Source organism: Gammaproteobacteria bacterium (assembly GCA_034522055.1).
Classification (GTDB): domain Bacteria; phylum Pseudomonadota; class Gammaproteobacteria; order JAABTG01; family JAABTG01; genus JAABTG01.
The window spans coordinates 1,892,396-1,915,564 of the sequence record JAXHLS010000002.1 but is presented as its reverse complement, the minus strand read 5'-3'; the positions used below and the strand labels follow the sequence as shown (position 1 = coordinate 1,915,564).

General features: G+C 66.1%; 25 protein-coding genes. 16 read left to right on the top strand and 9 right to left on the bottom strand.

Annotated features, from left to right (window positions below; all coding sequences use genetic code 11):
• The first annotated feature begins 44 nt into the window (after positions 1-44).
• Together U5S82_09280 and U5S82_09275 are read left to right on the top strand one after the other, a co-directional pair.
• Entirely contained in the window at positions 45-491 is a 447-nt protein-coding gene (locus U5S82_09280) for a DUF302 domain-containing protein (protein MDZ7751840.1), read from the top strand.
• Positions 492-572: 81 nt separating this feature from the next.
• Entirely contained in the window at positions 573-2,087 is a 1,515-nt protein-coding gene (locus U5S82_09275) for an AAA family ATPase (protein MDZ7751839.1), read from the top strand.
• 354 nt (positions 2,088-2,441) lie between these two features.
• Here U5S82_09275 and U5S82_09270 read toward each other — a convergent pair whose 3' ends face one another.
• On the bottom strand, positions 2,442-2,792 hold the full coding sequence (locus U5S82_09270) for a pentapeptide repeat-containing protein (GenBank protein MDZ7751838.1): 351 nt from the start codon (positions 2,790-2,792) through the stop codon (positions 2,442-2,444).
• A gap of 186 nt (positions 2,793-2,978) precedes the next feature.
• Between U5S82_09270 and U5S82_09265 the strand changes: the two genes are divergently transcribed.
• A complete protein-coding gene (locus U5S82_09265) occupies positions 2,979-3,353 on the top strand; it encodes an MbcA/ParS/Xre antitoxin family protein (protein ID MDZ7751837.1) in 375 nt (124 codons plus the stop codon).
• Complete coding sequence (locus U5S82_09260; protein MDZ7751836.1) at positions 3,353-4,105, top strand: RES family NAD+ phosphorylase; 753 nt, start codon at positions 3,353-3,355, stop codon at positions 4,103-4,105. The genes U5S82_09265 and U5S82_09260 overlap by 1 nt, the downstream gene beginning before the upstream one ends.
• 40 nt (positions 4,106-4,145) lie before the next feature.
• On the opposite strand, the gene U5S82_09255 is transcribed toward U5S82_09260, so the two are convergent.
• Positions 4,146-4,424, bottom strand: coding sequence for a hypothetical protein (locus U5S82_09255; GenBank protein ID MDZ7751835.1), 279 nt, complete (start codon positions 4,422-4,424; stop codon positions 4,146-4,148).
• Positions 4,425-4,793: 369 nt separating this feature from the next.
• Between U5S82_09255 and U5S82_09250 the strand changes: the two genes are divergently transcribed.
• The 7 genes from U5S82_09250 to U5S82_09220 all read left to right on the top strand — a co-directional run bounded on the left by U5S82_09250 (position 4,794) and on the right by U5S82_09220 (position 10,375).
• Complete coding sequence (locus tag U5S82_09250; GenBank protein ID MDZ7751834.1) at positions 4,794-5,333, top strand: macro domain-containing protein; 540 nt, start codon at positions 4,794-4,796, stop codon at positions 5,331-5,333.
• A gap of 49 nt (positions 5,334-5,382) precedes the next feature.
• Positions 5,383-6,771: a nicotinate phosphoribosyltransferase gene (locus U5S82_09245; GenBank protein ID MDZ7751833.1), complete on the top strand. Its 1,389-nt coding sequence runs from the start codon at positions 5,383-5,385 to the stop codon at positions 6,769-6,771.
• A gap of 41 nt (positions 6,772-6,812) precedes the next feature.
• On the top strand, positions 6,813-7,388 hold the full coding sequence (locus U5S82_09240; protein MDZ7751832.1) for an isochorismatase family protein: 576 nt from the start codon (positions 6,813-6,815) through the stop codon (positions 7,386-7,388).
• Complete coding sequence (locus U5S82_09235; protein MDZ7751831.1) at positions 7,381-7,716, top strand: hypothetical protein; 336 nt, start codon at positions 7,381-7,383, stop codon at positions 7,714-7,716. Before U5S82_09240 ends, U5S82_09235 begins: the two co-directional genes overlap by 8 nt.
• A gap of 59 nt (positions 7,717-7,775) precedes the next feature.
• Positions 7,776-8,057, top strand: a complete 282-nt coding sequence (locus tag U5S82_09230) for a type II toxin-antitoxin system RelE/ParE family toxin (GenBank protein MDZ7751830.1) — start codon at positions 7,776-7,778, stop codon at positions 8,055-8,057.
• A 4-nt stretch (positions 8,058-8,061) separates the two neighbouring features.
• The gene (locus U5S82_09225) at positions 8,062-8,358 is read left to right on the top strand and encodes a HigA family addiction module antitoxin (GenBank protein ID MDZ7751829.1); all 297 of its coding nucleotides are present in this window, start codon (positions 8,062-8,064) and stop codon (positions 8,356-8,358) included.
• 280 nt (positions 8,359-8,638) lie between these two features.
• Positions 8,639-10,375: an IS1634 family transposase gene (locus tag U5S82_09220; protein ID MDZ7751828.1), complete on the top strand. Its 1,737-nt coding sequence runs from the start codon at positions 8,639-8,641 to the stop codon at positions 10,373-10,375.
• Between the two features lie 398 nt (positions 10,376-10,773).
• Here the strand turns inward: U5S82_09220 and U5S82_09215 are convergent, their stop codons facing one another.
• The 3 genes from U5S82_09215 to U5S82_09205 form a co-directional block, all read right to left on the bottom strand.
• The gene (locus U5S82_09215; protein MDZ7751827.1) at positions 10,774-11,835 is read right to left on the bottom strand and encodes a GSU2403 family nucleotidyltransferase fold protein; all 1,062 of its coding nucleotides are present in this window, start codon (positions 11,833-11,835) and stop codon (positions 10,774-10,776) included.
• Between the two features lie 294 nt (positions 11,836-12,129).
• Positions 12,130-15,969: a DUF3683 domain-containing protein gene (locus U5S82_09210; protein ID MDZ7751826.1), complete on the bottom strand. Its 3,840-nt coding sequence runs from the start codon at positions 15,967-15,969 to the stop codon at positions 12,130-12,132.
• A 151-nt stretch (positions 15,970-16,120) separates the two neighbouring features.
• Positions 16,121-17,320, bottom strand: a complete 1,200-nt coding sequence (locus U5S82_09205; protein MDZ7751825.1) for a MiaB/RimO family radical SAM methylthiotransferase — start codon at positions 17,318-17,320, stop codon at positions 16,121-16,123.
• A 170-nt stretch (positions 17,321-17,490) separates the two neighbouring features.
• Here U5S82_09205 and hspQ point away from each other — a divergent pair, with 170 nt between their 5' ends.
• From hspQ to U5S82_09190, 3 genes are all read left to right on the top strand, one after another.
• Positions 17,491-17,805, top strand: a complete 315-nt coding sequence (gene hspQ / locus U5S82_09200; GenBank protein MDZ7751824.1) for a heat shock protein HspQ — start codon at positions 17,491-17,493, stop codon at positions 17,803-17,805.
• Between the two features lie 19 nt (positions 17,806-17,824).
• Positions 17,825-18,286, top strand: a complete 462-nt coding sequence (locus tag U5S82_09195) for a TerB family tellurite resistance protein (GenBank protein MDZ7751823.1) — start codon at positions 17,825-17,827, stop codon at positions 18,284-18,286.
• Between the two features lie 169 nt (positions 18,287-18,455).
• Positions 18,456-19,052: a hypothetical protein gene (locus U5S82_09190; protein ID MDZ7751822.1), complete on the top strand. Its 597-nt coding sequence runs from the start codon at positions 18,456-18,458 to the stop codon at positions 19,050-19,052.
• 148 nt (positions 19,053-19,200) lie between these two features.
• On the opposite strand, the gene crp is transcribed toward U5S82_09190, so the two are convergent.
• Positions 19,201-19,800, bottom strand: coding sequence for a cAMP-activated global transcriptional regulator CRP (crp, locus tag U5S82_09185; GenBank protein MDZ7751821.1), 600 nt, complete (start codon positions 19,798-19,800; stop codon positions 19,201-19,203).
• A gap of 148 nt (positions 19,801-19,948) precedes the next feature.
• On the opposite strand from crp, the gene U5S82_09180 reads away from it, so the two are divergent.
• Complete coding sequence (locus tag U5S82_09180; protein MDZ7751820.1) at positions 19,949-20,368, top strand: OsmC family protein; 420 nt, start codon at positions 19,949-19,951, stop codon at positions 20,366-20,368.
• 27 nt (positions 20,369-20,395) lie between these two features.
• Here the strand turns inward: U5S82_09180 and U5S82_09175 are convergent, their stop codons facing one another.
• Both U5S82_09175 and U5S82_09170 read right to left on the bottom strand, forming a co-directional pair.
• Complete coding sequence (locus U5S82_09175) at positions 20,396-21,232, bottom strand: diguanylate cyclase (protein ID MDZ7751819.1); 837 nt, start codon at positions 21,230-21,232, stop codon at positions 20,396-20,398.
• Positions 21,233-21,349: 117 nt separating this feature from the next.
• Positions 21,350-21,604 (bottom strand): hypothetical protein, encoded by a 255-nt coding sequence (locus tag U5S82_09170; GenBank protein ID MDZ7751818.1) that lies wholly within the window; start codon positions 21,602-21,604, stop codon positions 21,350-21,352.
• Between the two features lie 221 nt (positions 21,605-21,825).
• Here U5S82_09170 and U5S82_09165 point away from each other — a divergent pair, with 221 nt between their 5' ends.
• Complete coding sequence (locus U5S82_09165; protein ID MDZ7751817.1) at positions 21,826-22,236, top strand: GxxExxY protein; 411 nt, start codon at positions 21,826-21,828, stop codon at positions 22,234-22,236.
• Positions 22,237-22,382: 146 nt separating this feature from the next.
• On the opposite strand, the gene U5S82_09160 is transcribed toward U5S82_09165, so the two are convergent.
• Positions 22,383-23,129 (bottom strand): ABC transporter ATP-binding protein, encoded by a 747-nt coding sequence (locus tag U5S82_09160; protein MDZ7751816.1) that lies wholly within the window; start codon positions 23,127-23,129, stop codon positions 22,383-22,385.
• Between the last annotated feature and the right edge of the window lie 40 nt (positions 23,130-23,169).

The following is a 23,169-nucleotide window of genomic DNA, read 5'->3' as shown; positions in this document are numbered from 1 at the left end:
CGCGGTATCGTATGGCCAATCCACCAAAAAGTAAGGAACCATTCATGCGCATATTCCTGCTACCCCTCCTGTGCCTGCTCTTCAGCGTGCCCGCGTGGGCCGGCAACGGCCTCATCACCAAACAGAGCGCCCACGACGTGGCCACCACCATCGATCGCCTCGAGGCGGCGCTGGAGGAGAAGGGCCTCACCATCTTCGCGCGGGTGAACCACACCGCCGGGGCCGCCAAGGTGGATCTGCAACTGCGCCCCACGGAGCTGCTGATCTTCGGCAACCCCAAGGCCGGCACCCCCCTGATGCAGAGCGATCAGCGCGTGGGCATCGACCTGCCCCAGAAGGCCCTGGCGTGGCAGGATGCCGAAGGCAATGTGTGGCTGACCTACAACGACCCCGCCTATCTCGCACGGCGCCACTTCATCACCGATCGTGATGAGCTGGCAGGCAAGATCGGGGGCCTGCTCAAGGCCCTGACCGACAAGGCCACCCGCTAGCGGGGAAGGGATATCGCCACCTCCCGGGAACACGCCCTGGCCATCGAGCGCCTGCTGGAGCCGGGACGCTACCCTCACCCTGTGAGAGAGCCGCAGCTGGTGGAGACCCACATCTCGTGGGTCCTCCTCAGCGGTGACTACGCCTACAAGATCAAGAAGCCGGTGGACCTCGGCTTTCTCGATTTCAGCACCCCCGACAAGCGCCGTTTCTACTGCGAAGAAGAGCTGCGCCTGAACAGCCGCCTGGCGCCCGATATCTATCTGGAGGTGGTCCCCGTTACCGGGACACCCGAGTCGCCCGCCATCCAGGGTGAAGGGCCGGTGGTGGACCATGCCGTCAAGATGCGCCAGTTCCCCCAGGAGGGACTGCTGGACCGGCGCCTTGAGCAGGGGCTGGTGAGGGCCGCCGATATCGACCACATGGCGGCGGTGGTGGCGGCGTTCCATCGAGACATCCCCGCGGCGCACGGCGATGGAGGCAAAGGGAACCCGGGAGGGATATTGGAACCGGCCCTGGAGAACTTCCGCCATCTGCGGGCCCACACCCCCGACGATCTGGCACCCGCCCTCGAGACCCTGGAACGCTGGACCCGGGACACCTTCGCGGCCCTCGCGGGCGTGTTCGCGGCCCGCCGCGCCGGCGGCTTCGTGCGCGAATGCCATGGCGACATGCACCTCGGCAACATGGCCGAGGTGGACGGGGAGCTGCGGATCTTCGACGGCATCGAGTTCAGTGCGGCACTGCGCTGGATCGACGTCATGAGCGAGGCCGCCTTCGTGATGACCGACCTCAACCACCGCGGGCGGGCTGACTTCGGCTGGCGCTTCATCAACCGTTACCTGGAGGAAACGGCGGACTACGACGGGCTCGCGGTCCTCGCCTTCTACCGCGTCTACCGCATCATGGTGCGCGCCAAGGTGGCCGCCATCCGCCTGGAGCAGCTCTCTCCCGACAGCGAGGAATGGCGGGCCGACAAGGCGGAGGTGGAGCGCTACGTGGCGCAGGCCCTGGGGGTGACCGCCGCCCCGGAGCCCACATTGATACTCACCCGCGGCGTCTCAGGCAGCGGCAAGTCCTGGCTGAGCCAGGGTCTGGTGGAGCATCTGGGGGCGGTGCGCCTGCGCTCCGACGTGGAGCGCAAGCGCCTGTTCGGCCTGGCCCGCGATGCCGACTCCGGCGCGCTGCCGGGGGCCGGGATCTACACCCCGGAGGCCGGCCGCCGCACCTTCGAGCAGCTGAGGGTGCAGGCCCGCGGTGTGCTGCGCGCCGGTCTGACGGCCATCGTCGATGCCACCTTCCTCGCCACCGCGCACCGCCGGCCCTTCCTGGAGCTGGCCGCCGCCGAGGGCGTGCCGTGCCTGGTGCTCGACGTCACCCTGGACCCGGACACGGCGCGCCGCCGGGTCGAAGAGCGCGCGGCCCGGGGCGACGACCCCTCGGAGGCAGGGGTCGAAGTGCTGGAACGGCAGCTGGCGGACTACGCACCGCTGGAAAAAGAGAAAGGCGCACGGGTCCTCGGCATCGACGGCGCCTCCCCCCCCGCCCCGGAGGCCCTCGCCACCGCCGTCCGCGCCCGCCTGGAGGCCTTTACCTGAGCGGCCATTGGCGGTGAGAGGTTGATCTCGCCAAGCCGCCAAGACCGCCAAGGTGATGCCGTAAACCGGTCGCGCACACGGCACGCCGGCACGCGTGAGGGACCTGCGCTTAAAAAGGAAAAAGCAAAAGCGGTAACTACGAAAGGCGCGAAAGGCGCGAAAAGATCCTGGCCGGGTGGATAAGGGACACGCCCGAAGAAACCCCAGACCGTTGGAGGCTGCCCGGGGCACTTCCGCCGTCATCTGTTTCTTCTTTCGCGTATTTCGCGTCTTTCGTAGTTAAACCTGATAGAAACGCCCTTGTCTTGGCGCGCCTGGCGTCGTGGCGAGAGTTATGGAAACCCACCCTGGAGTTTATCCCCCGGCGCGGTAGCGCAGGCGGGTGCCGTGCTCCAGGGACAGTTCGATCTCCGCGGCCTCCAGGGCCACGGGGAAATAGACCCCCGCGAGGCGGGCACCGTGGAGGCTGGCGCCCTCCAGGTGGGTATTACGCAGGTCCACCCCGCGCAGATCCGTCTCATGGAAGGCGCTGTCCCGCATATCCAGTCCGTCCGCCACCAGGTCCCGCAGGTCCATGGCGCTGAAATCGCAGCTCACCAGGTGGGGCTCCTCGCCTTCGGCGCGCCGGCGATTGAACTCTTCGACTTTGCCGTCCCTCAACAGGAGATACATGGGATCGTCGCTGACCACGGGCTTCTGAGTCATGGATTGCTCCTGAAATTTAAACGCATGGGCCAGTACGGGCCCCTCGCGACACCATTGCCTCGGACGAGGATTATAGAGGATCGTCGGGCGGCCAGCAGACGGCCCGGCGGCGAGGCCAAGGCCGGGCCCGCCGCTACGCACCACGCGGTCATGCATATTTAACTTTTTTCCGCTATACTGTGCATTATGCACAATTCAAACGCTAATCTCGCCCACGCCCCCGCACCCGCAGCGGCCGAGGTACTGGCCAAGGCCCTGCGGACCGCCGGGGCGGATCTGGGGCTGACCCAGAACGATCTGGGAGCGGCCATCGGCAAGGATCGCAGCGCCATCAGCCGCGGCCGCATCGACCCCGCCGGCAAGGCCGGCGAGCTGGCCCTGCTGCTGGTGCGCTGCTACCGCGCCCTCCATGTCCTGGTGGGTGGGGAGCCGGAGCAGATGCGTCACTGGATGCACACCGTGAACCACCACACCGGCGGCATCCCCGCCGAGCAGATCAGGACCGTCCAGGGCCTCACCCGCGTCCTGGAGTACCTGGACGCCATACGCGGCAAGCTCTGATGTCCCTCATCTGGGAGGCGTGCCGAGAGGCCGCCCGCCCGAGCCCCATGAGCGGCCAGTTGCTGCGGCTGGTGGAGAGCCAGGAGCAGGTGGCCACCAACGCCCTGGTGGACGACCTGGCGGAACAGGAGCTGCTGGAGCGCATGCTGGAGGGGACCAAGCCGCCCCTGCGGACCGGCACCGCACACCTGCACTACCTCCTCGCCACGCCCTTTCGCTACCCGCCCCTGCGCCACGGCTCCCGCTTCGGCCGGGTTACGGAGCCGAGCCTGCTCTACGGCGCCCTGGAGCGGGACACCGCCCTCGCCGAGGCGGCGTACTTCCGCCAGGTGTTCTGGCACGGCATGGGTCACCCGCCACCCCGTCCCCTGGTCACCCAGCACACCCTCTTCGGGGCCGCCTACGCCGCCGCCCATGGCTTACGACTCCAGGCGCCCCCCTTCGACACCTTCCGTGCGGAAATCAGCGACCCCGGCGACTACCGCGCGCCCCAGGCCCTCGGCTCCGCCCTGCGGGAGGCCAGTATCGAGGCCGTGGAGTATCCCTCCGCCCGCGCGCCGGTCCCCGGCATCAACGTGGCCCTCTTCACCCCCGCGGCCGTCGCCGCAGCCGCCCCCACCTTCCAGGAGCCGTGGCTCGGTCATACCACGGCCGAGGCCACCGCGTTCTCCGGGCGCACCGGCACCGGCGTCATCACCTTCCCCCTCGAACGCTTCCTAGTGGCCGGCCACCTGCCCGCACCCGCGGTGTGAGCGGGGCGATGGCGCATGCTGCGGATTCGGGAGCAGCGATTCAGGTACGATTGCCGTCCCGCATGAAATCACTCTCGTCCATGAGGGCGAGACAGAGGAAGGTGGCCACCAGGGCGATCAAGAGCAGGAACTCCACTACGGGGTTGACGAGCACCAGCATGCCGCCGCCGAGCCACACCGATTTACACACCCGGCGCATGGCCTGGTAACGGCGCCCGCGCTGGCGCGCGCGGTGTTCCCAATAGGCCCCATGCCCGGCACACAACCAGTCCAGCGCGGCCCGCGGCCATTTATGGATACGCGAAAGCTGTAACGGCACAACCCCCCCTTCTGGCACAACGAAGGCCCGTAAATCCTTCTGACACGAGTCCACCCATATAGTTTTATTGGCGCGCCAGCACAATCCGTGGGTGCAGAAAGAGGCGAATTTCCTCTCGCTAAGCCACCAAGAACGCCAAGTCAGCCCGGGTCAGCAATCACTCTAATGCGGCAACACGCCCGGGCGAAACACGGGGAGGCGTCGGCCCACGTCGCCCGGGTGACGGCCTTGGCGCGGGAGCATGGACTAGTGCCTTGAACGGGGTGACGCCCTCGAGGGCCTCACCGGATGGGCGCGGCTTCAACTTGTTGCATATGCGGCGAAGGATCTACCCTTTCATTAACAGGCATGGAAAAGGAGTACACCGACATGACAGCCGCAACCGTCGCCGGCCTCACCATCGAGTGCGTCAAGGGTGATATCACCGCCCAGGCCGACATGGATGCCATCGTCAACGCCGCCAATGCCGAATTGCGCATCGGCGGCGGCGTCGCCGGGGCCATCCATCGGGCCGCGGGCCCGGGACTGGAGGAGGAATGCGCGCCGCTGGCCCCCATCGCCCCCGGTGAGGCCGTCATCACCGGCGCCCATGCCCTGCCCAATCGCCATGTGATCCATTGTCTGGGCCCGGTCTACGGGCTCGACGAGCCCGCCGCCGAGTTGCTCGCCGCCTGTTACCGCAATGCCCTGCGGCGCGGCGAAGAGGCCGGGCTTCGCAGCATCGCCTTCCCCGCCATCTCCACCGGCGCCTTCGGCTATCCCCTGACGGAGGCGGCCCGGGTCGCGCTCCAGACCCTCGTCGAGGCCGCCCCGCGCCTGCGCTCGGTGGCGCATGTACGCTGCATCCTCCACGACGGGGCGGCACTGGATACCTATACACGGCTCCTCGGGGAACTGACCGGCGACTGATGTCCACACTCGATTCGCGACCGACGCGCCGAACCCCGCGAGAGGCCCCATGACCATTCCCGACCCCCATCAGTCCCGTCCCGATCTCGCCTACGGTGGCGAGCTGGCGCTGTTCACCGATCTCTACGAACTCACCATGCTGCAGGCCTATTTCGAGGAGGGTCTGGACGCCCCGGCGGTGTTCTCCCTGTTCGTGCGCCGCTTGCCGCAACGGCGCAACTTCCTGCTGGCCTGCGGCCTGGACACCGTGCTGGCGCAACTGGAGACACTGCGCTTCGAGCAGGCGGACCTGGAATACCTGGCCTCCCTGGACCAATTCAGCACCCGTTTTCTGGACTGGCTGGCGGATTTTCGCTTCACCGGAGACGTCTACGCGGTGGCGGAGGGCACGCCGATATTCGCCAATGAACCCCTGCTGGAGATAGTGGCCCCCCTGCCCCAGGCCCAACTGATCGAGACCCTGGTCATGAACCAGATGAGCCTGCAGACGGTGCTCGCCTCCAAGGCGGTGCGCCTGGTGGGCGCCGCCCGCGGCCGCCCGGTGATCGATTTCGGCGCGCGGCGCATGCATGGTCTCGATGCCGCCCTCAAGGCGGCGCGGGCCTTCCATGTGGCAGGGGTGGCCGGCACCTCCAACGTCCTCGCCGGGCGGCTCTATGGCGTGCCGGTACTGGGCACCATGGCCCACAGCTATATCCAGGCCCATGAGGACGAAGCGGCGGCCTTCGCCGCCTTCGCCCGCCTCTACCCCGACACGGTGCTGCTGGTGGACACCTACGACACCCTCACGGGCATCCAGCGGGTGATCGACCTGGCCCGGCGGCTCGGCGACGATTTCAAGGTCCGGGCGGTGCGGCTGGACTCCGGCGACCTCGCGACCCTGGCCCGCGAGGCGCGGGCGCGCCTCGACGGGGCCGGCCTCAACGGGGTGGAGATCATCGCCAGCGGCGGCCTCGACGAGGACGCCGTAGCGGGCCTGCTGGCCGCCGGCGCCCCCATCGACGGCTTCGGCGTGGGTACCAGCATGGGGGTCTCCAGCGACGTCCCCGATCTCGACATTGCCTACAAGCTGGCGGAATACGCCGGGCGGGGACGGCTCAAGCTCTCCAGCGGCAAGCCCATCCTGCCCGGGCGCAAGCAGGTGTTCCGCCGCGAGGAAGACGGGCTGTTCAGGGGCGATGTCATCGCCCGCTGGGACGAGGACCTCGCCGGCACTCCGCTGCTCACCCGGGTGATGGCGAACGGCCGGCGCACGGCCACGCATCCCGCCTCCCTCGACGCCCTGCGTGACCACGGCCGGGCGCAGCTCCAGCGGCTGCCGGACGGCATCCGCGCCATCGACGCGGCCGATCCCCCCTACCCCGTGGAGGTCAGCGCCGCGCTGCGCGAACACCAGCGCGCGGTCACGGCGGCCATCGCCGGCACGGGTGGCCAATGACCGGCGCGGATCATCCATGATGGCGACAACGGAGATGAAGCATGGCTGAAGATCTCACGCGATTGCAGTCGGGCGATGCGTTGCTGGTGGTGGACGTGCAGAACGACTTCTGCCCCGGCGGCGCCCTGGCCATCGCCGGTGGCGACGAGGTGGTGCCGGTGCTGAACCGCTGGCTCGAGGCGGCGGGCAGGACGGGTATCCCCGTGTACGCCTCCCGGGACTGGCATCCGGCCGGCCACCCGAGCTTCGAGGACCAGGGCGGCCCCTGGCCGCCCCACTGCCTGCAGGACTCGCCGGGCGCCCGCTTCCACCCCGGGCTGGCATTACCCGACACCGCCATCAAGGTGACGAAGGGGGTGCGTTTCGATCAGGACCAGAACTCCGCCTTCGATCAGACCGGCCTGGCTCACGATCTGCGAAGGCGCGCCATCAACCGCGTCTGGATCGGCGGGCTGGCCGAGGATGTGTGCGTGGTGGCGACGGCCCTCGACGCCCGCCGCGAAGGCCTCGAGGTTTGGCTGATCAACGACGCCACCCGTGCGGTGAGCCCCGACGGCGGCGACGCCGCGCGCCGGCGCATGGCCGCCGCCGGTGTCCGCATGACCGCCGATGCCTGAACCGGCGATCATGCAGGTGCAACTGGTGGGCCTTGAGGAGGTGGTCGACTTCCGCGCGGCCGAACTCACCCAATGGCGCTGGATACTCTACCCCTGGGCCGTGGTGGAGGATGTCGGCCAGTTCATCCGCGACATGGAACCGCCGGCAACCGGCGGGGACGAGATACGACAGCGCCTGCTGGACGACTACGGCCTCGGGCTGAGCCCTTCCCAGCTCAGGCGCGTGCTGCACTTCAATCGCCTGGTCCCCCAGCCACCCCGCCCCGACTCACCGGCGGCCGGTTCTCGCGATGGTGGAAATGGAGCCACTCCAAACCACCGGCAGTAACCTTGCTCTGCGCCCCATGGCACATTGCAGCACATAACGCACCGCATTATAGTTGGGCCGTGATCAAGGACTTCAGGGACAAGGAGACACGGAAAGTCTGGCAAGGCGCCGTATCCCGGAGACTCCCTGTGGAGATCCAGTCCGTGGCGAGGCGAAAACTGCGTATGCTGAATAACGCCGAATCACTCGACGACCTGCGCATTCCGCCGGCCAACCGCTTGGAGGCACTGCGCGGCAACCGCAGAGGCCGGTATAGCATCCGCATTAACGCCCAGTGGCGAATCTGCTTCCGCTGGCAGAGCAGCCACGCCCTGGAGGTCGAGATCGTCGATTATCACTGAGACCATGACGAAGACACTTCCCAACATCCATCCAGGAGAAGTTCTGCTCGAGGAATTTCTCAAGCCGATGGGGATCAGTCAGAATCGACTGGCCCGTGCCATCGGCGTCCCGCCCCGGCGCATCAACGAGATCGTCCTCCACAAACGCGCCATCACTGCCGATACCGCCATCCGCCTGGCCCGCGCCTTCGGCACCTCGGAGCAGTTCTGGATGGGGTTGCAGGCGGACCACGACCTGGAAAACGCCGAGCGCAGACTCGGCGATGCAGTCAATGACATCCCCCGGGTAGCTGCGGGATGAGCTTGGAGCGGAAAATTCCGGCTCCTTTGGCACGAATGTAGGTCGGGATTCATCCCGACATTCCGGCCGAAAAGACCGCCACCGCACGTTCCCGGGGCATGGATGTAGGTCGGGATTCATCCCGACATTAAACTGAAGTTCCCCGCCGCCGTAGTAACCAAACATAGCGCAGGTCTCTGTATTTCCTAAGGATTATTCAGAGATAAGGGCGTTTTTTACTGTCAATATGTAGTCACTAAAACACTTGCGTATATGTCGGCGTTGGCCTATATTTCAAGACATGGCGAAGCGTTCTGGCACCGCGCATGTCGTTACTACTACCCGCAAGTACAAGGGCAAGGTCTACCGTACCCATCTATTGCGGCGCAGCTACCGCGAAGGCAAAACGGTCAAGAACGAGACCTTGGGCAACCTGTCCCACCTGCCCGATACGCTGATTGACATCATCCGCCGCACCCTCAAGGGAGAATCCTTCGTCCCTCTCGCGCAGCGCTTTGAGATCATGCGATCACGCGCCCACGGCCACGTCGAGGCTGTTGATATAGCCCTGTCAAAACTTGGCTTATCGCGTCTGCTGGTCGCCCGGCCTTGCCGCGAGCGCGACCTGGTGCTGGCGATGGTGGCAGCGCGTATTCTGGCCCCGCACACCAAGCTTGCGACCACACGCTGGTGGCACAGCACCACCTTGGCCGAGGACTTCGGTGTCGCCGACGCGACTGAAGACGATCTCTACGCGGCGATGGACTGGCTGCTCGAACGCCAGGGCGCCATCGAGAAAAAACTCGCCGCGCGTCATCTTCAAAGCGGCGGCCTGGTGCTCTATGACCTGTCCTCGAGTTACTTCGAGGGCAGCACCTGCCCCCTCGCCAAGATGGGTTACAACCGCGATGGCAAGAAGGGCAAGCTGCAGGTCAACTATGGTCTCCTCACCGATCCGCGGGGCTGCCCGGTTGCCGTCTCGGTGCACGAGGGCAACACCGCCGATCCCAAGACCATACTGCCGCAGGTACAACACGTGCGCGAACAATTCGGCATCGCGGAGTTTGTTATCGTTGGCGACCGCGGCATGCTCTCGCACAAGGCCATCGATGAGTTGCGTGAGCACGATGGCATAGGTTGGGTCACTGCGCTCAAAAGCGTGTCCATCCGCGCGCTCATCGAGCAGGGTGCGATGCAGCTGGACCTGTTCGATGAGCGCAACCTGTTCGAGTTCACGCACCCCGACTACCCGGACGAGCGCCTGGTGGCGTGCCGCAATCCAGAGCTGGCCAAGCTGCGCGCGCACAAACGCGAGTCCCTGCTGCAGGCCACCGAGCGCAACCTCGATAAGGCGCGCGCCAGCGTCGCCGCAGGACGGCTGCGCGGTCAGGACAAGATTGGCGTGCGCGTAGGCAAGGTGCTCAACCAATACAAGGTCGCCAAGCACTTCGAACTCGACATCACGGACGATGGGTTTTACTTCTCACGCAACGCCCAGAGCATCGCTACCGAGGCAGCCCTCGATGGGCTGTACATCATCCGCACCTCCCTCACCACGGCCCAGGCCGATGATGCGCAGTGCGTGCGCTACTACAAGCTGCTGGCGCAGGTCGAACGCGCCTTTCGCTCGATGAAGAGCATCGACCTACACGTGCGTCCCATCCATCACCGCTTGTCTGATCGCGTACGCGCGCACATCTTCCTGTGCATGCTCGCGTACTACGTCGAGTGGCATCTGCGAGAGGCCTGGCGTGAACTGATGTTCGCCGATGAAGACCAGGCTGCGAAGGCGACCCGCGATCCGGTGGCGCCGGCGAAGCGCACCCAAGCAGCCGAAACCAAAGTAAGCCGACGTACGCTCGACGACGGTACGCCGGTGCACAGCTTCCACACGCTGCTCACCGAACTGTCGACCATCGTGCGCAACACCTTGCGTACCCCCGATGCCGGCGCCGATGCGCCGACTTTCGATCTGACCACCGTGGTCACCGCCCAACAACAGCACGCACTGGACCTCGCCCGACAAATCACCGTGTAGACAGAACGCTGCACTCCCATTCCATGCTATCTCATTGAATTAACGGGAAAACTCGCCTTTTTGGCGTAGGAACTTCAGATTAAACCCGCCGCGCATACCTCGCGCCGGGTCGGTACCACCCGCCAGCGTTGGCTGTCGGGCTGAAGCCCGACCTACAGCCCAACAGCCCGACCTACACGACACCCCCACCGCCCATTCCTTTGGCACGGATGTAGGTCGGATGTTCGCCCGCAAGCATGGCTCCTAGGCTTTTCCGCCAGGTACCGCCCTCCGTCTTCCCCCCCCCTCGCGAGCGGGGGAAGGGAACTGGATGCACCCGAGCAGTTGGGTGGCTCATTGCCGCCCCGGACCGATGTCCCTTCGCGTATTTCGCGTCTTTCGTGGTTCCCGTTTTTTTGTCAAGATCCTGGCGCCCGCGGCGTGGTGCCTCCAAGACCATGGGCGCCCAATGCGAGCAATGCTTCCCTTGTCTCGACCTCCAGACGCCCGATGCCTTTCGATAACTGGACCTGGAAGGACCTGGGGCGTTCCATTGTGGCCTTGATCGCCATCGACAGATCGCCCGGGCGCTCCTGCAGCAGGAACTCGAGCATCTGGCTTGCCTGTGCCCGATCCTTGTGCGTCTTGGCATGCTCGTGGACTGCGCGCCGTTGGGCGGTCACGATCTTGTGGAGGGCGAAGCGGGCCGGATCGGGAACATTCACCAATATTCCGCGGCCGGCTATGACCACTGCGGGCGTGGGAGCCTCGATTAGATAGTCGAGAAACCGCAGTGGAGTGGCATAGGATTTCAGGACCGGGACGAACACGGGTGCGTGGTCCTCCCGCCCCATCATGGGCGTCAGGAGGTCCACGTGGATCTGCCGCCCGCGGATCTTGAACGTGGTTGACGGCGACTTGCGATCGAGAGCGGGAACCGGGATGAAACCGAGCCCTGTGTCTTCGAGGAGATCGCCTACGGAGCGGGCCAGGGGGGCCACGCCCACCGCGATATGATCGGATGCGATGTCCATATCCTGGGTCCGCAGGGTGGCTTGTGGCCAGCGGATCCCCAGCATGTTTCCAATGACGCCGAAGGCATGGGATCCGACGAGCACACCACCTGCACGGAAAACGCCCGCCCGTTCGAGGGCCTCGAGGACCCGTCCGCTCGCTCCGTCCGGCGTCACTGCACCACCGTGGCGCAGCATGGTCACCAGTCGCTCGCGCTCGTGGGCATCCTGCTCGTCGGCCGCCACACGGTCACGGTGAGCCGCTATGCGCGCGCGCAGCCGCTCCGCATCGGGACCCAGGGCCACCTGGCGCTTCGTCGATCCCACCAGCAGTTCCGCGTACCAATAGCCCCGCCCCCGGATCTGTTTCTGGTAATAGGTCACGCCCCGCTCGGCAGGCAGTCCCGAGAGGGACTGCTGGAGCAGTTCGCTGTAGAGGAGGGCGGTCGTTTGCGGGAGGAGATCCATGAGCGTTATACGGAAAAAAAATAAAGACTCCGTATAACCATAGTACAGATCGGCCCGGGCGCCCAACGAGGAACCACGCGCCCTCCCATCATTCCGCTGCCCAGCCAAACCTGCCCACCCCGCCCCCGGTGGCCGGTCCTCGTGACATCGGAAACCTGTTTTGGACAGAAAGACGCAAAATCGTCCAGCAGGGAGGGAGGCCGGGAAGGCGTGCCGGGTCGCGACTACGGCAGGAAGAACGAAGATGATTCCGTTCTCCTTTCGCGTATTTCGCGTCTTTCGTGGTTCCCGTTTTTAAAGCAGTACCCGCTCGATGCCGCCCTGGCGAGTGGTGTCGATGAAGCGCTGCTGCCAGTCTGCCCCCAGGATCTCCCCTGCCAGGTGGGTGACGGGGTAGTCGGCCTCCACCGGCACCTCGTCCTCGTAGCGGGACAGGCCCTGGAGACAGGCGGGGCAGGTGGTGAGGAGCTTCACGGGGCGGCCGGCGCCGCCGCCGACGGCGGCCACGTCGGCCTCGAGCTCCTGCTGCTTACGGTAGCGCACCTGGGTGGCGATGTCCGGGCGGGCCACCGCGAAGGTGCCGGCCTCGCCGCAGCAGCGGTCCGCCAGCTTCGCCTCGGCCCCCATGAGGCCCGACACCACGGCGAGGGGATTGTGGTGCTTGATGGGGGTGTGACAGGGGTCGTGGTAGAGCACCCTCTCGTCCGTCTGCTCCAGGGCCACCCCTTTCTCCAGCAGGTACTCGTGGATGTCCATGAGGCGACAGCCGGGGAAGATCTGCTGGAACTGGTAGGTCAGCAGCTGATCCATGCAGGTGCCGCAGGACACCAGCACGGTCTTGATATCCAGGTAGTTGAGGGTGTTGGCCAGGCGGTGGAACAGCACCTGGTTGTTGACCGAGATGGCGTGGCCCTTGGCATCGTCGCCGCCGCTGGTCTGGGGATAGCCGCAGCACAGGTAGCCGGGGGGCAGCACCGTCTCGGCCCCGACGTGATAGAGCATGGCCAGGGTGGCCAGGCCCACCTGGCTGAACAGGCGCTCGGATCCGCAGCCGGGGAAGTAGAACACGGCATCGGATTCGTCGTTCACCTTGTCCGGGTCGCGAATGATGGCCACGTAGCGGTCGTCCTCGGCCCCCAGGAGGGCGCGCATGGGCCGGGCAGGCAGGTCGCCGGGCATGGGCTTCTTGAGGAAATGCACCACCTGCTCCCGCACCGGGGTGGCGCCGGTGGTGGACTTGGGACGCTCCTTGCGCCCCAGCAGACCGAGCCTCGCCGCCACCTTGTAGGCCAGGCGCTGGGAGCCGTAGCCCCACTGGATGAGGCCTTTGCGCATCACCTTGATGGTGGTGGGATCGGTGACGTTGAGGAACTGCATGGACAGCCACGTGCCGGGCCTGAAGTGTTTCTTGCCCTGGGCCCGCAGGATCTGGCGCATGCGCGCGGTGACATCACCGAAGTCGATGTCGACGGGGCAGGGGTTGAGGCAGCGGTGACACACCGTGCAGTGATCCGCCACGTCGTTCATCTCCTCGAAGTGGCGCAGGGAGACGCCGCGGCGGGTCTGCTCCTCGTAGAGGAAGGCCTCGATGATGAGGCCGGTGGCGAGGATCTTGTTGCGCGGCGAATAGAGCAGGTTGGCGCCCGGCACGTGGGTGGTGCAGTCGGGCTTACACTTGCCGCAGCGCAGGCAGTGGCGAATCATGTCGTTCAGCTCCCCCAGTTCGCTGGCCTCCAGCAACAGGGCCTCCTGCTGCAGCAGGCGCAGGGACGGGGTATAGGCCCCCGCCAGGCCGGAGCCCGGCATCAGCTTGCCGCGGTTGAAGTGGTCGTGGGGGTCCACCTGCTTCTTGTAGCGCACGAAGGCCTCCACCGCGGCGGGCTCGAGGTACTGGAACTTGGTGATGCCGATGCCGTGCTCGCCGGAGATGACGCCACCGAGTTCGGTGGCCAGGCCCATGACCCGCGACACCACCGCCTCGGCCTCCCGCATCATGTCCTGGTCGTTGGAGAACACGGGGATGTTGGTGTGCACGTTGCCGTCGCCGGCATGCATGTGGGTGGCCACGAACAGGCGACTCTGGCGCAGCTCGCCGTGGATGGCATCCAGGCGACGGCACACGCCGGCGAATTCCTGGCCGCCGAAGATGTCCTTGAGGGGCTTCTCCACCGCCTTGCGGTAGGAGATACGCAGATCCCGGCGCTGCAACAGGTCGAACAGGGTGTCGCCGCGGCCCGCCTGGGGCCGCACCTTCTCCGGCAGGCTCTCGTGGTGCTCCGCGGCGGGGTCATCCATGTGCTCGAGCCAGCGCGTCCACAGGGCATGGACATCCGCCAGGATCCTCTCGGCGGCGGCGCGCTTGCCCTCGAGGATGGCCGCCGCCTCGTCGCTGGCCTCGAAGCCCGGGGCCTCCCGCAGCTCGGGCAGGTCACCCGCGAGGTACCCCTGCACCGCCTCGATGATGCGCAGCTTGTTGCGGGTGGAGTGCTCGATGTTGATGCGCTCGATGCCGTCGCTGTAGTCACCGAGGCGCTCCAGGGGGATCACCACGTCCTCGTTGATCTTGAAGGCATTGGTGTGGGAGGCGATGGCCGCGGTGCGGGCGCGGTCGGCCCAGAAGCGGTGGCGGGCCTCCGGGCTCACGGCCACGAAGCCCTCGGCGCCCCGCCCGGCGGTGCGCTTCACCACCTCCGAGGCGGCGCGCGCCACCGCGTCCTCCTCGTCGCCGCCGATGTCCAGCACCAGCACCATCTTGGGCCGTTCGTGGCGGGGCGACTTGGTGCTGTAGCCCACCGCCTTCACATAGCGCTCGTCCAGGTGCTCCATGCCCGTGAGATCCACCCGCTTCAGGCCGTCGATGTAGCGCTTGGTCTCGAGGATGGCGGGCACCGCATCGCGCACGTTGCCGAAGAACTCGAGACACACCGTGCGGATGAAGCGCGGCGCCTGGTGGAGCACGAACACGGCCGAGGTGATGAGACCGTCGCAACCCTCCTTCTGGATGCCCGGCAGCCCCCCCAGGAACTTGTTGGTGACGTCCTTGCCGAGGCCCACCTTGCGCAGCTCGGGACCGGGGATCACCAAAGTCTCGGGCTCCCCCTTGGGGGTACGGCCGTCGGCCTGAAAGCGGCTCACCCGGAAGCGGGCCTCCGCCACGTCGTGGATACGTCCCAGGTTATGCTCGAGGCGCTCCACCTCCAGCCAGTCGCCATCGGGGCTCACCATGCGCCAGCTCGCCAGGTTGTCCAGGGCGGTGCCCCACATCACGGCCTTCTTGCCGCCGGCGTTCATGGAGACGTTGCCGCCGATGGTGGAGGCGTCCTGGGAAGTGGGATCCACGGCGAACACCAGCTCCGCGGCACCGGCCCGCTCCGTCACCCGGCGGGTCACCACCCCGGCCTCGGCCCGTACCGTGGGCACCGCGCCCTCCACCCCCGGCAGTTCCCGCATCTCCACTTCACCCAGGCCTTCCAGGCGCTCGGTATTGATGACCGCCGAGTCGGCGTACAGAGGCACGGCGCTACCGGTATAACCCGTGCCGCCGCCGCGGGGGATGATGGTGAGGCCCAGCGCGATGCACTCCCGCACCATCGGGGCGACTTCGTCCTCGGTATCCGGGGTCAACACCACCAGGGGGAACTCGACGCGCCAGTCGGTGGCGTCGGTGACGTGGGACACCCGGGCGAAGCCATCGAACTGGATGTTGTCACGGCGGGTCACCCGGCCCAGGCGCTTGACGAGCCGCCGGCGCTGCTCCTTCTGCTCCTTCAGCCAGGCCTCGAACCGGGTCACGGCGTGGCGGGCCCGGCGCACCAGATCGAGGGCCAGGGTATTGCCGTCGGCCCGCGCCTCCACTTGGTCGAGGCGGTGGCGCAGGGCGTGGATCAGCGAGGCCCGGCGCTTGGCCATGGCCACCAGGTCGTCCTGCAGGTAAGGGTTGCGCTGCACCACCCAGATGTCCCCCAGCACCTCAAACAGCATGCGGGCGGAGCGCCCGGTGCGGCGCTGGCCGCGCAGGGTGTTGAGGGCGTCCCACATGTCCGCGCCCAGCAGACGCATGACGATCTCACGGTCCGTGAACGACGTGTAGTTGTACGGGATCTCGCGGATCCGCGGCTGGGTGGCATGGGTCATGGCTGTTACCTGGGCCTCCGGGGAGGCGGTGATCGAGGGTGGATGGGCCCCACCCGGGCCTTCGCGAGACGCCTTTGGCGGCTCGTCGAAAAGAAAAACCAACTATTTTACCAGGGCCGTCAAGTCAAGGTCCCGGCGTGCCTCACCGGATTCACCAACGGTCCGCCAGGGTGTCCTCGGTCAGCCGGACGTCCCGCAGGGCACCCTCCGCAGCGCCGGGTGCCCGCAGGCGCACGTAGTTACCGGTGAACCCCGTGCCGTCCTCCTCCACCAGCACCTGGCGGGTCCTGCCCAGCTGCGCGGCGATGAAGTCCCGGCGCAGGGCCTGGCCGGCGGCGCGCAGGGCGGCGCTGCGGCGCTTTTTCTCCGCGGGTGGCACGTCATCGGCCAGGGACGCCGCCGTGGTGCCCTCGCGGGGGGAGAAGGGGAACACGTGTAGCTTGGCGAAACCGATGTCCCGCACCATGGCCAGGGTCTCTTCGAACTCCGCCTGGGTCTCGCCGGGGAAGCCGACGATGAAATCCGCCGTGAGGGCGACATCGGGACGCACCCGGCGCGCCGCCGCGGCCACCCGGTGGACGGTCGCCGCATCGTGGCCCCGCTCCATGCGGGCCAGCACAGCGGGGGAACCGCTCTGCACCGACAGATGCAGATGGTCGCAGATGCGCGGGTCGGCCAGGACGTCAAAGAATTCGTCGTGCAGGTACTGGGGGCCGCAGGAGGACACCCGCACCCGTGGCACCTCCGTATCCTCGAGGATCGCGGCCAGCAGTTCGTGGAGCCGGGCCTCGCGGGGGCGGCGGGTGTGGCCGGCGCCCCAGGCGGCCAGATTGACCCCCGTGAGCACCACCTCGCCCACCCCCGCCGCCACGGCGCTGCGGACATGGGCCACCACGGTGGCGGCAGGCACACTGCGATGGGCCCGGCGGGCGATGCGGGTGATGCAGAAGCTGCACAGATCATCGCAGCCGTTCTGGATGGCCACCGGCAGGCGTGTGCGGGAGGTCACGGGAAAGGGGGCGGACTCCGGGTCGGCGCCGAAGTGGGCCAGCAGGTCCTCCTCTTCCTCGAACACCCGGCTGTGGGGCAGGGCCGCGGCCCAAGGCCCGGGACGCGCGCGCGGCCCGCAGCCCATCACCACCGTCTCCACGCCTCGCCGTACCGCGCCGTTGGCGGCCTGGCGGGACTTGCGGTCGGAGTTGGCGGTGACGGTACAGGAGTTCACCACCACCATCTCGGCCTCCTCCTCCCGCGCCGCCAGCTCGTGACCGGCCGCGCACAGGGCCGCGGTGACCCGCGCGGAGTCCAACTGGTTGAGCTTGCAGCCGATGGTGCGGATGTAGAACTTCACTGCCGGAGGATCATGGGAAAATCGTTGGATGCGGGGCCGCGGAACGGATGATAACTCGCCCGGGGCCCGGGATGGATGGTTTCACCTATGATTGCATGGGCACCGGAAATGGATACCATGGCGTCTTCGGGGACAAATGATGTCCATCATCCCTTAGAGTACGCTTCATGATGCAGACCAAGGCACAATTCAGCGTCGGCCAGGTGGTTCAGCATCGCCTGTTCGAGTACCGCGGCGTCATCATCGACGTGGACCCCACCTTCAACGGCAGCGACGACTGGTACGAACAGGTGGCTCGCTCCCGCCCCCCCAAGGAGGCCCCGTGGTACCACGTGCTGGTCCACGGCGGCGAACACCAGACCTATGTGGCCGAGCGTAACCTGGAGCTCGACGAGGCCGGTGAACCGGTGGTTCATCCGGAGATCGACCGTTATTTCCAGGGCATCAGCGACGGCGTCTACGTGCCACGCCACGCCCTCAACTGATTACTCACCCGTACCGCCCATGCTGTCCGCCATCAGAGAACTCTTCGAATCGCGCATCCTCCCCGAGAGCCACGACAAGAACGAGGACCGAGCCCGCCACGGCCGCCGGCTGGCCACCGCTGCGCTGCTGTTCGAGATGAGCCGGGCGGATTTCAAGGTCAGCGAGGAGGAACGGCAACACGTGGAGATGCTGGTGCGGGATACCTTCGACCTCGGCGCCGGGGAGACGGCGGAGCTGCTGGCCCTGGCCGAGGCGGAAGCCGAAGAGGCCACGTCCCTGTTTCAGTTCACATCCCTCATCAACGAGCATTTCGAGCCCCACGAGAAGGTGGAGGTGGTGGAGCTGCTGTGGCGCGTCGCCTATGCCGACGGCCGTCTCGACAAGTACGAGGAACATCTTGTGCGCAACGTGGCGGAACTCATTCACGTCCCCCATCGCGAGTTCATGAAGGCCAAACACCGCGTGGCCGGAATCCGCTAGCCCGGGAAACGCGGGCGGGTTGGCACTTCCGAGGTTGTTTTGGCCGCCCCGTGTGCTACTCGAGGATTAGCAGCACCACTAAAAAAGTGCTAATGATTTCAGTTACTTCTTGACGCCCGCGGAGGATCTGGCTATTTAGTTAAGTCAGACCTCTCGCGGAGAACTCTCCATGATCGATGCCACCGGGGTTACCAGAGACGGCCACTCCCTCACCAACTATTTCTACCGTTCCCTCGCCGTGGCCGCCCGGGACCGGCGGTTGACGCCCCAACCCGTCACGGTGCGCTATGTGGCCGAGTTGCTCACCAGCTACGGCGATGCGCGCCGGCTCTTCGATTTCGACGGCGAACGCACCCACCTGCCGGCCCTGGCGGATCTCTACCGTCAGGCCCTGGAGACCGACTCCATCCGCGAGCGCAAGGCCTTTCTCCAGCGCCTCGGCGACGTGGCCCTGTTCGTGGCGGGCTTGTTCCCGGGTTACCTGGAGCGCCGGGTGGTGGGCGTGGACTACTACATCGCCATGGGCAGCAACGCCTACAATTTCCTCGACCATGATCTCGCCCACGGAGCGGGGCTGGCGGGTCACAGCCCCTTCAGCGAACTCGCATCCAGCTTCCAGGCCTTCGTGCACCTGCTGTCGGACCTCGGTGGTCGCGGCGCCCCGGACCAGGCATCGCCGGAGCTGGAACGGCTGGTGGCCCGCTGGGGCCGGGAGCCCACCACCCTGCCGCCGCTGACCGCCACGCCCCCCACCCTTCGCCACTGAGGCCCCGTGGTGCTCAACCGCCTGCAGCAGACGCTGCAGCACACCTACGATGTCGACATCCCCCACCGGGTGGAGGACTTCCTGTTCCATGATCGTGACCTCGCCGCCCACATGGCGGGACAGGGGGCGGCGCGTATCGCCATGGGAGTTAACGCGTGCCGTAGACGACGATGGTCTTGCCGTGGGCCTCGATGAGGTGGCGTTCCTCCAGTTCCTTCAGCACCCGCCCCACCATCTCCCGCGAGCAGCCGGCGATGCGGCCGAGTTCCTGGCGGGTCACTTTGATCTGCATACCGTCGGGATGGCTCATGGCGTCGGGCTGCTTGCAGAGGTCCAGCAGGGCGCGGGCCACGCGGCCGGAGACGTCGAGAAAGGCGAGGTCGCCGACCTTACGGCTGGTGTTCTTGAGGCGAATGGCGAGTTGCGATGCCATGCGGAACAGGACCTCGCACTCGTCGTTGAACATGTTCTTGAGCTTGTCGTAGCTGATCTGGGCCACCTCGCACTTGGTGCGGGCGCGCACCCAGGCGCTGCGTTTCTGCTCTTCATCAAACAGGCCGAGTTCGCCGAAGAAATCGCCTTCGTTGAGGTAGGCGAGCACGATCTCGTGGCCGTTGTCGTCCTCCATGAGCACGGTGACCGAGCCGTTGAGGATATAGAACAACTCGTCCGAGTGGTCGCCGGCGCTGATAATCACGGTCTTGGCCGGATAAGTGCGCCGGTGGGACTGCTCCAGGAACTTTTCTATGGCCCCCCCCGCCGGGAGGTGGGGATGCAGTATGGGACCGCCTACGACTCTAACCACGTCACGTAATCCTCAGGTAGACTATTAAGCCAGCTTAGTTAACTAATTGAAAAATGTCGATCTTGAATTCCAACGTGCGGTAAGTAGAACTATGAAAGCCAGCGTCAAGTGGGTTGAGGACATCACCTTCATGGGTGAGGCCGGCAGCGGCCACGCCATCATCATCGACGGACCGCCGGACCACGGGGGCCGCAACCGGGGCATGCGCCCCATGGAACTGCTGCTGCTCGGCATGGGTGGCTGCACCGCCGTGGATGTCATCGATATCCTGCGCAAGGGACGCCAGCAGGTCACCGACTGCGTGGTGGAACTCGCCGCCGAGCGGGCCGAGACCGTGCCCAAGGTGTTCACCCGCATCCACGCCCACTATCGCATCAGCGGGCGCGGCCTCAAGGAAGGCCAGGTGCGGCGGGCCGTGGAGTTGTCGGCGGAGAAATACTGCTCCGCCTCCATCATGCTCGGCAAGACCGCGCAGATCAGTCACGATTTCGAGATCATCGAAGTATCCTGACATCTGCGCGTCCATCCATCGCTCCCCTCAGGACACCAGTTCGGCCGCCGCTTCCTCGGCGCGCCCCACCAGGTCCAGGGCGGTATCGCCCTTGTGCCATTCGGCGGTACTGAAGGCCGCCTGACAGTCCACGTCCACCGCGGCGAACTCGGGCAGCACGGCCAACTGCTCCGCCACCTTGTCCCGCAGGATCCCGGCCGAGGCCACCGAGGTCTCCGGCAGCACCAGCAGGAACTCGAATTCGCTCCAGCGCCCGATGATGTCCGGCCAACGGGTGTGGTCACGCAGCATGCGGCCCACCGCGAGCACCTGGCTGTCCGTCAGCCGGTCATCGCCTTCCCCGCCGTTGCAGTGCAGGCGCAGCAACACCACCGACAGCAGGTTGTGGTAGCGACGACTGCGGGATACCTGCATCTCCAGCTGGTGCAACACGCTGGCGTGATTCAACAATCCGGTGGTGTGGTCCGTCGCCACCTGGCCACGCAGGGCCTGGGTCAGGCGGTCCACCTTGTTGCGGGCGTGCTCCATCTCGGTGGCATCGACGTAGAACGTCACCTGCAACTCCCGGCCCTGTTCCTGCAACACCGGCCCCGCCAGTCGTATCACCCACTCGGTGCCGAACTCGGGAGCCCCCACCACCTCCATCAGCCGGCCCTCGTCCGTCTGGTGCTGGGCCTTCTGCAGGGGCAGGTCGGCCTCGTCGAGCCCGCTCAGTTCCCCCGTCGAGCGCCCGAACAGGCCGCTTGCGGCGGCGTTCGCCCACAGGATCCGGCCGCTCCCGTCGGTCACGCATACCCCGAGGGGCAGGTGGTCGAGGATGGCCGCCAAGCCGCTGTCACTCAAAAGACCGGTTATGGGTTCCATGTCGCCTGCTTGTCGATGGACTAATATTGATATTCACGGCCTGCCCGCCCGCCGGCGGGTACCCGTTCCGCAACTGACTGTGACTCGGGTCCCATTATGTGTTCTTAGCGAAGCAATTCAACATAACTTTAACACCCTGGACAAGCGGTAGAGCCCATGCGTGATGGACACAAAACCCAGCGCCTGCCCCGGGTACCCGTGGACACGCCCGAGTGGCGACCCACCGGCCCCCTGTGGCGGCGCGCGCCCACCCACCTCGAGGATGGCCGCGCGGTGAGCGACTTTCTCATGCTCATCCCCCTTCTCAACCGCCAGCCCCGGGACGAGGTCCTGCGGGTCGTCGCCCGCATCGAAGAGGTGTTCGAGCACCACGTCGATAACATCCTTTTCGCCGACCTCAACCTGCGGCTCAACCTGCTGTGGGTCTCCGTGAGGCCGGTCCCCGGCCTGTGCCTGGAGCTCCCCGCCACCATCCACCAGGCCGTCCCCGAGGCCCGCCTCATCGCCCAGCCCCCCCCATACGGTAGTAAGACGCCGGTAGGCCCGGTGAAGAAAAAGCAGATTAACTACGAAAGACGCGAAAGGCGCGAAAAATGCAAAAACATATTGTTTTCAGGGAAGAGAGCTACCGCATTGTTGGAGCGTGTCTGGAGGTCTACAAACAACAGGGCAGCGGATTTCTCGAGGCCGTCTACCAAGCGTGTCTGGCAATCGAGTTCCGCAACCGGGAAATCCCCTTTATCGAGCAGCCACGTCTCGCACTCACTTACAAGGGCCAACGTCTCGACCAGTTCTACCAGCCGGACTTCCTCTGCTTCGAGCGCATCATCGTCGAGATCAAGGCAGTCCGGCAATTGGGCGACGAGCACCGGGCCCAAATGATCAACTACCTCAAGGTTACTGGTAGGCAACTTGGGCTGCTGATCAACTTCGGCCACCATCCGCGTATCGAGCATGAAAGATTCGTCAACCAGCATTTTTCGCGTCTCGCGCCTGTTTCATAATTATTTTTTCTTATGAACTACGAAAGACGCGAAATGCGCGAAAGTTTTGAAAACACGCCCAAAGAACCCTCGAGCCGCTCCCTTTTCGCGTCTTTCGCGTCTTTCGTAGTTAATCTGCTTTTTCGTGGTTATCCTGTTTTTTCTTCTCAGCCGTCCGCGATGCAGGACAGGAAGGCGGCTTCCAGGTCGGGGGCGTGGTAGCGGTCGCGGCAGGCGGCGGGGGTGCCGAGGAACTGCAGGCGGCCGTGGTGGAGGATGGCCAGGCGGTCGCACAGAGCCTCCACGTCGGCCAGCAGGTGGGTGGAGAAGAAGAGGGTGCGGCCCTGCTGCCGCAGGGCCTGGAGATGGCGTTTCACCAGCGCCCGGGCCTGGGGGTCGAGGCCGCTCATGGGCTCGTCCAGCACCAGCAGGGGGCGCTCGCTCAAGAAACACATGGCGAGACCCAGCTTCTGGGCCATGCCCTTGGAGAAGCTGCGCACCGGCTTGTCCAGGGCCGAGGCATCCAGGGCCAGGGCCTCGAACAGGGCGCTCACCCGCGCGGGGTCGAAGGCCACGCCGTGGAGGCGGCACATGGTGTGGAGGAAATCCCGCCCGCTGAGGTAATGGGGCGGCGTGAAGCGCTCCGGCAGGTAGGCGAGATGGCGCCGCGCCCGGGGTTGATGGCTGGGCTCGCCGCAGATCGCCACGGTGCCGGCATCGGGACGGGAGAAGTCCAGCAGGGTCTTGATGGCGGTGGTCTTGCCGGCGCCGTTGACGCCCACCAGGGCGAAGCACTCACCCTCGCGGACGGCCAGATCGAGGCCCGCCAGCACCACCTGGCCGGCCAGGCGTTTGGCCACCGCCGTGAAAGACAGGGCCATGCCGCCGGCAGTCGGTCGCGGGGGTTGGTCCATGGCTGCCCTCGATGGGCCTCGATGCACAAGGGCCCGCACG

Bases quoted from the DNA above. Each gene is read 5' to 3' on its own strand.
- U5S82_09245 (MDZ7751833.1), top strand. From the start codon at position 5,383: ATGACCATTCCCGACCCCCATCAGTCCCGTCCCGATCTCGCCTACGGT.
- U5S82_09215 (MDZ7751827.1), bottom strand. From the start codon at position 11,835: ATGGATCTCCTCCCGCAAACGACCGCCCTCCTCTACAGCGAACTGCTC.
- U5S82_09250 (MDZ7751834.1), top strand. From the start codon at position 4,794: ATGACAGCCGCAACCGTCGCCGGCCTCACCATCGAGTGCGTCAAGGGT.
- U5S82_09235 (MDZ7751831.1), top strand. From the start codon at position 7,381: ATGCCTGAACCGGCGATCATGCAGGTGCAACTGGTGGGCCTTGAGGAG.
- U5S82_09210 (MDZ7751826.1), bottom strand. From the start codon at position 15,969: ATGACCCATGCCACCCAGCCGCGGATCCGCGAGATCCCGTACAACTAC.
- U5S82_09280 (MDZ7751840.1), top strand. From the start codon at position 45: ATGCGCATATTCCTGCTACCCCTCCTGTGCCTGCTCTTCAGCGTGCCC.
- U5S82_09225 (MDZ7751829.1), top strand. From the start codon at position 8,062: ATGACGAAGACACTTCCCAACATCCATCCAGGAGAAGTTCTGCTCGAG.
- U5S82_09180 (MDZ7751820.1), top strand. From the start codon at position 19,949: ATGAAAGCCAGCGTCAAGTGGGTTGAGGACATCACCTTCATGGGTGAG.
- U5S82_09220 (MDZ7751828.1), top strand. From the start codon at position 8,639: ATGGCGAAGCGTTCTGGCACCGCGCATGTCGTTACTACTACCCGCAAG.
- U5S82_09270 (MDZ7751838.1), bottom strand. From the start codon at position 2,792: ATGACTCAGAAGCCCGTGGTCAGCGACGATCCCATGTATCTCCTGTTG.
- U5S82_09195 (MDZ7751823.1), top strand. From the start codon at position 17,825: ATGCTGTCCGCCATCAGAGAACTCTTCGAATCGCGCATCCTCCCCGAG.
- U5S82_09190 (MDZ7751822.1), top strand. From the start codon at position 18,456: ATGATCGATGCCACCGGGGTTACCAGAGACGGCCACTCCCTCACCAAC.
- U5S82_09175 (MDZ7751819.1), bottom strand. From the start codon at position 21,232: ATGGAACCCATAACCGGTCTTTTGAGTGACAGCGGCTTGGCGGCCATC.
- U5S82_09260 (MDZ7751836.1), top strand. From the start codon at position 3,353: ATGTCCCTCATCTGGGAGGCGTGCCGAGAGGCCGCCCGCCCGAGCCCC.
- U5S82_09265 (MDZ7751837.1), top strand. From the start codon at position 2,979: ATGCACAATTCAAACGCTAATCTCGCCCACGCCCCCGCACCCGCAGCG.
- hspQ (MDZ7751824.1), top strand. From the start codon at position 17,491: ATGCAGACCAAGGCACAATTCAGCGTCGGCCAGGTGGTTCAGCATCGC.
- U5S82_09240 (MDZ7751832.1), top strand. From the start codon at position 6,813: ATGGCTGAAGATCTCACGCGATTGCAGTCGGGCGATGCGTTGCTGGTG.
- U5S82_09165 (MDZ7751817.1), top strand. From the start codon at position 21,826: ATGCAAAAACATATTGTTTTCAGGGAAGAGAGCTACCGCATTGTTGGA.
- U5S82_09160 (MDZ7751816.1), bottom strand. From the start codon at position 23,129: ATGGACCAACCCCCGCGACCGACTGCCGGCGGCATGGCCCTGTCTTTC.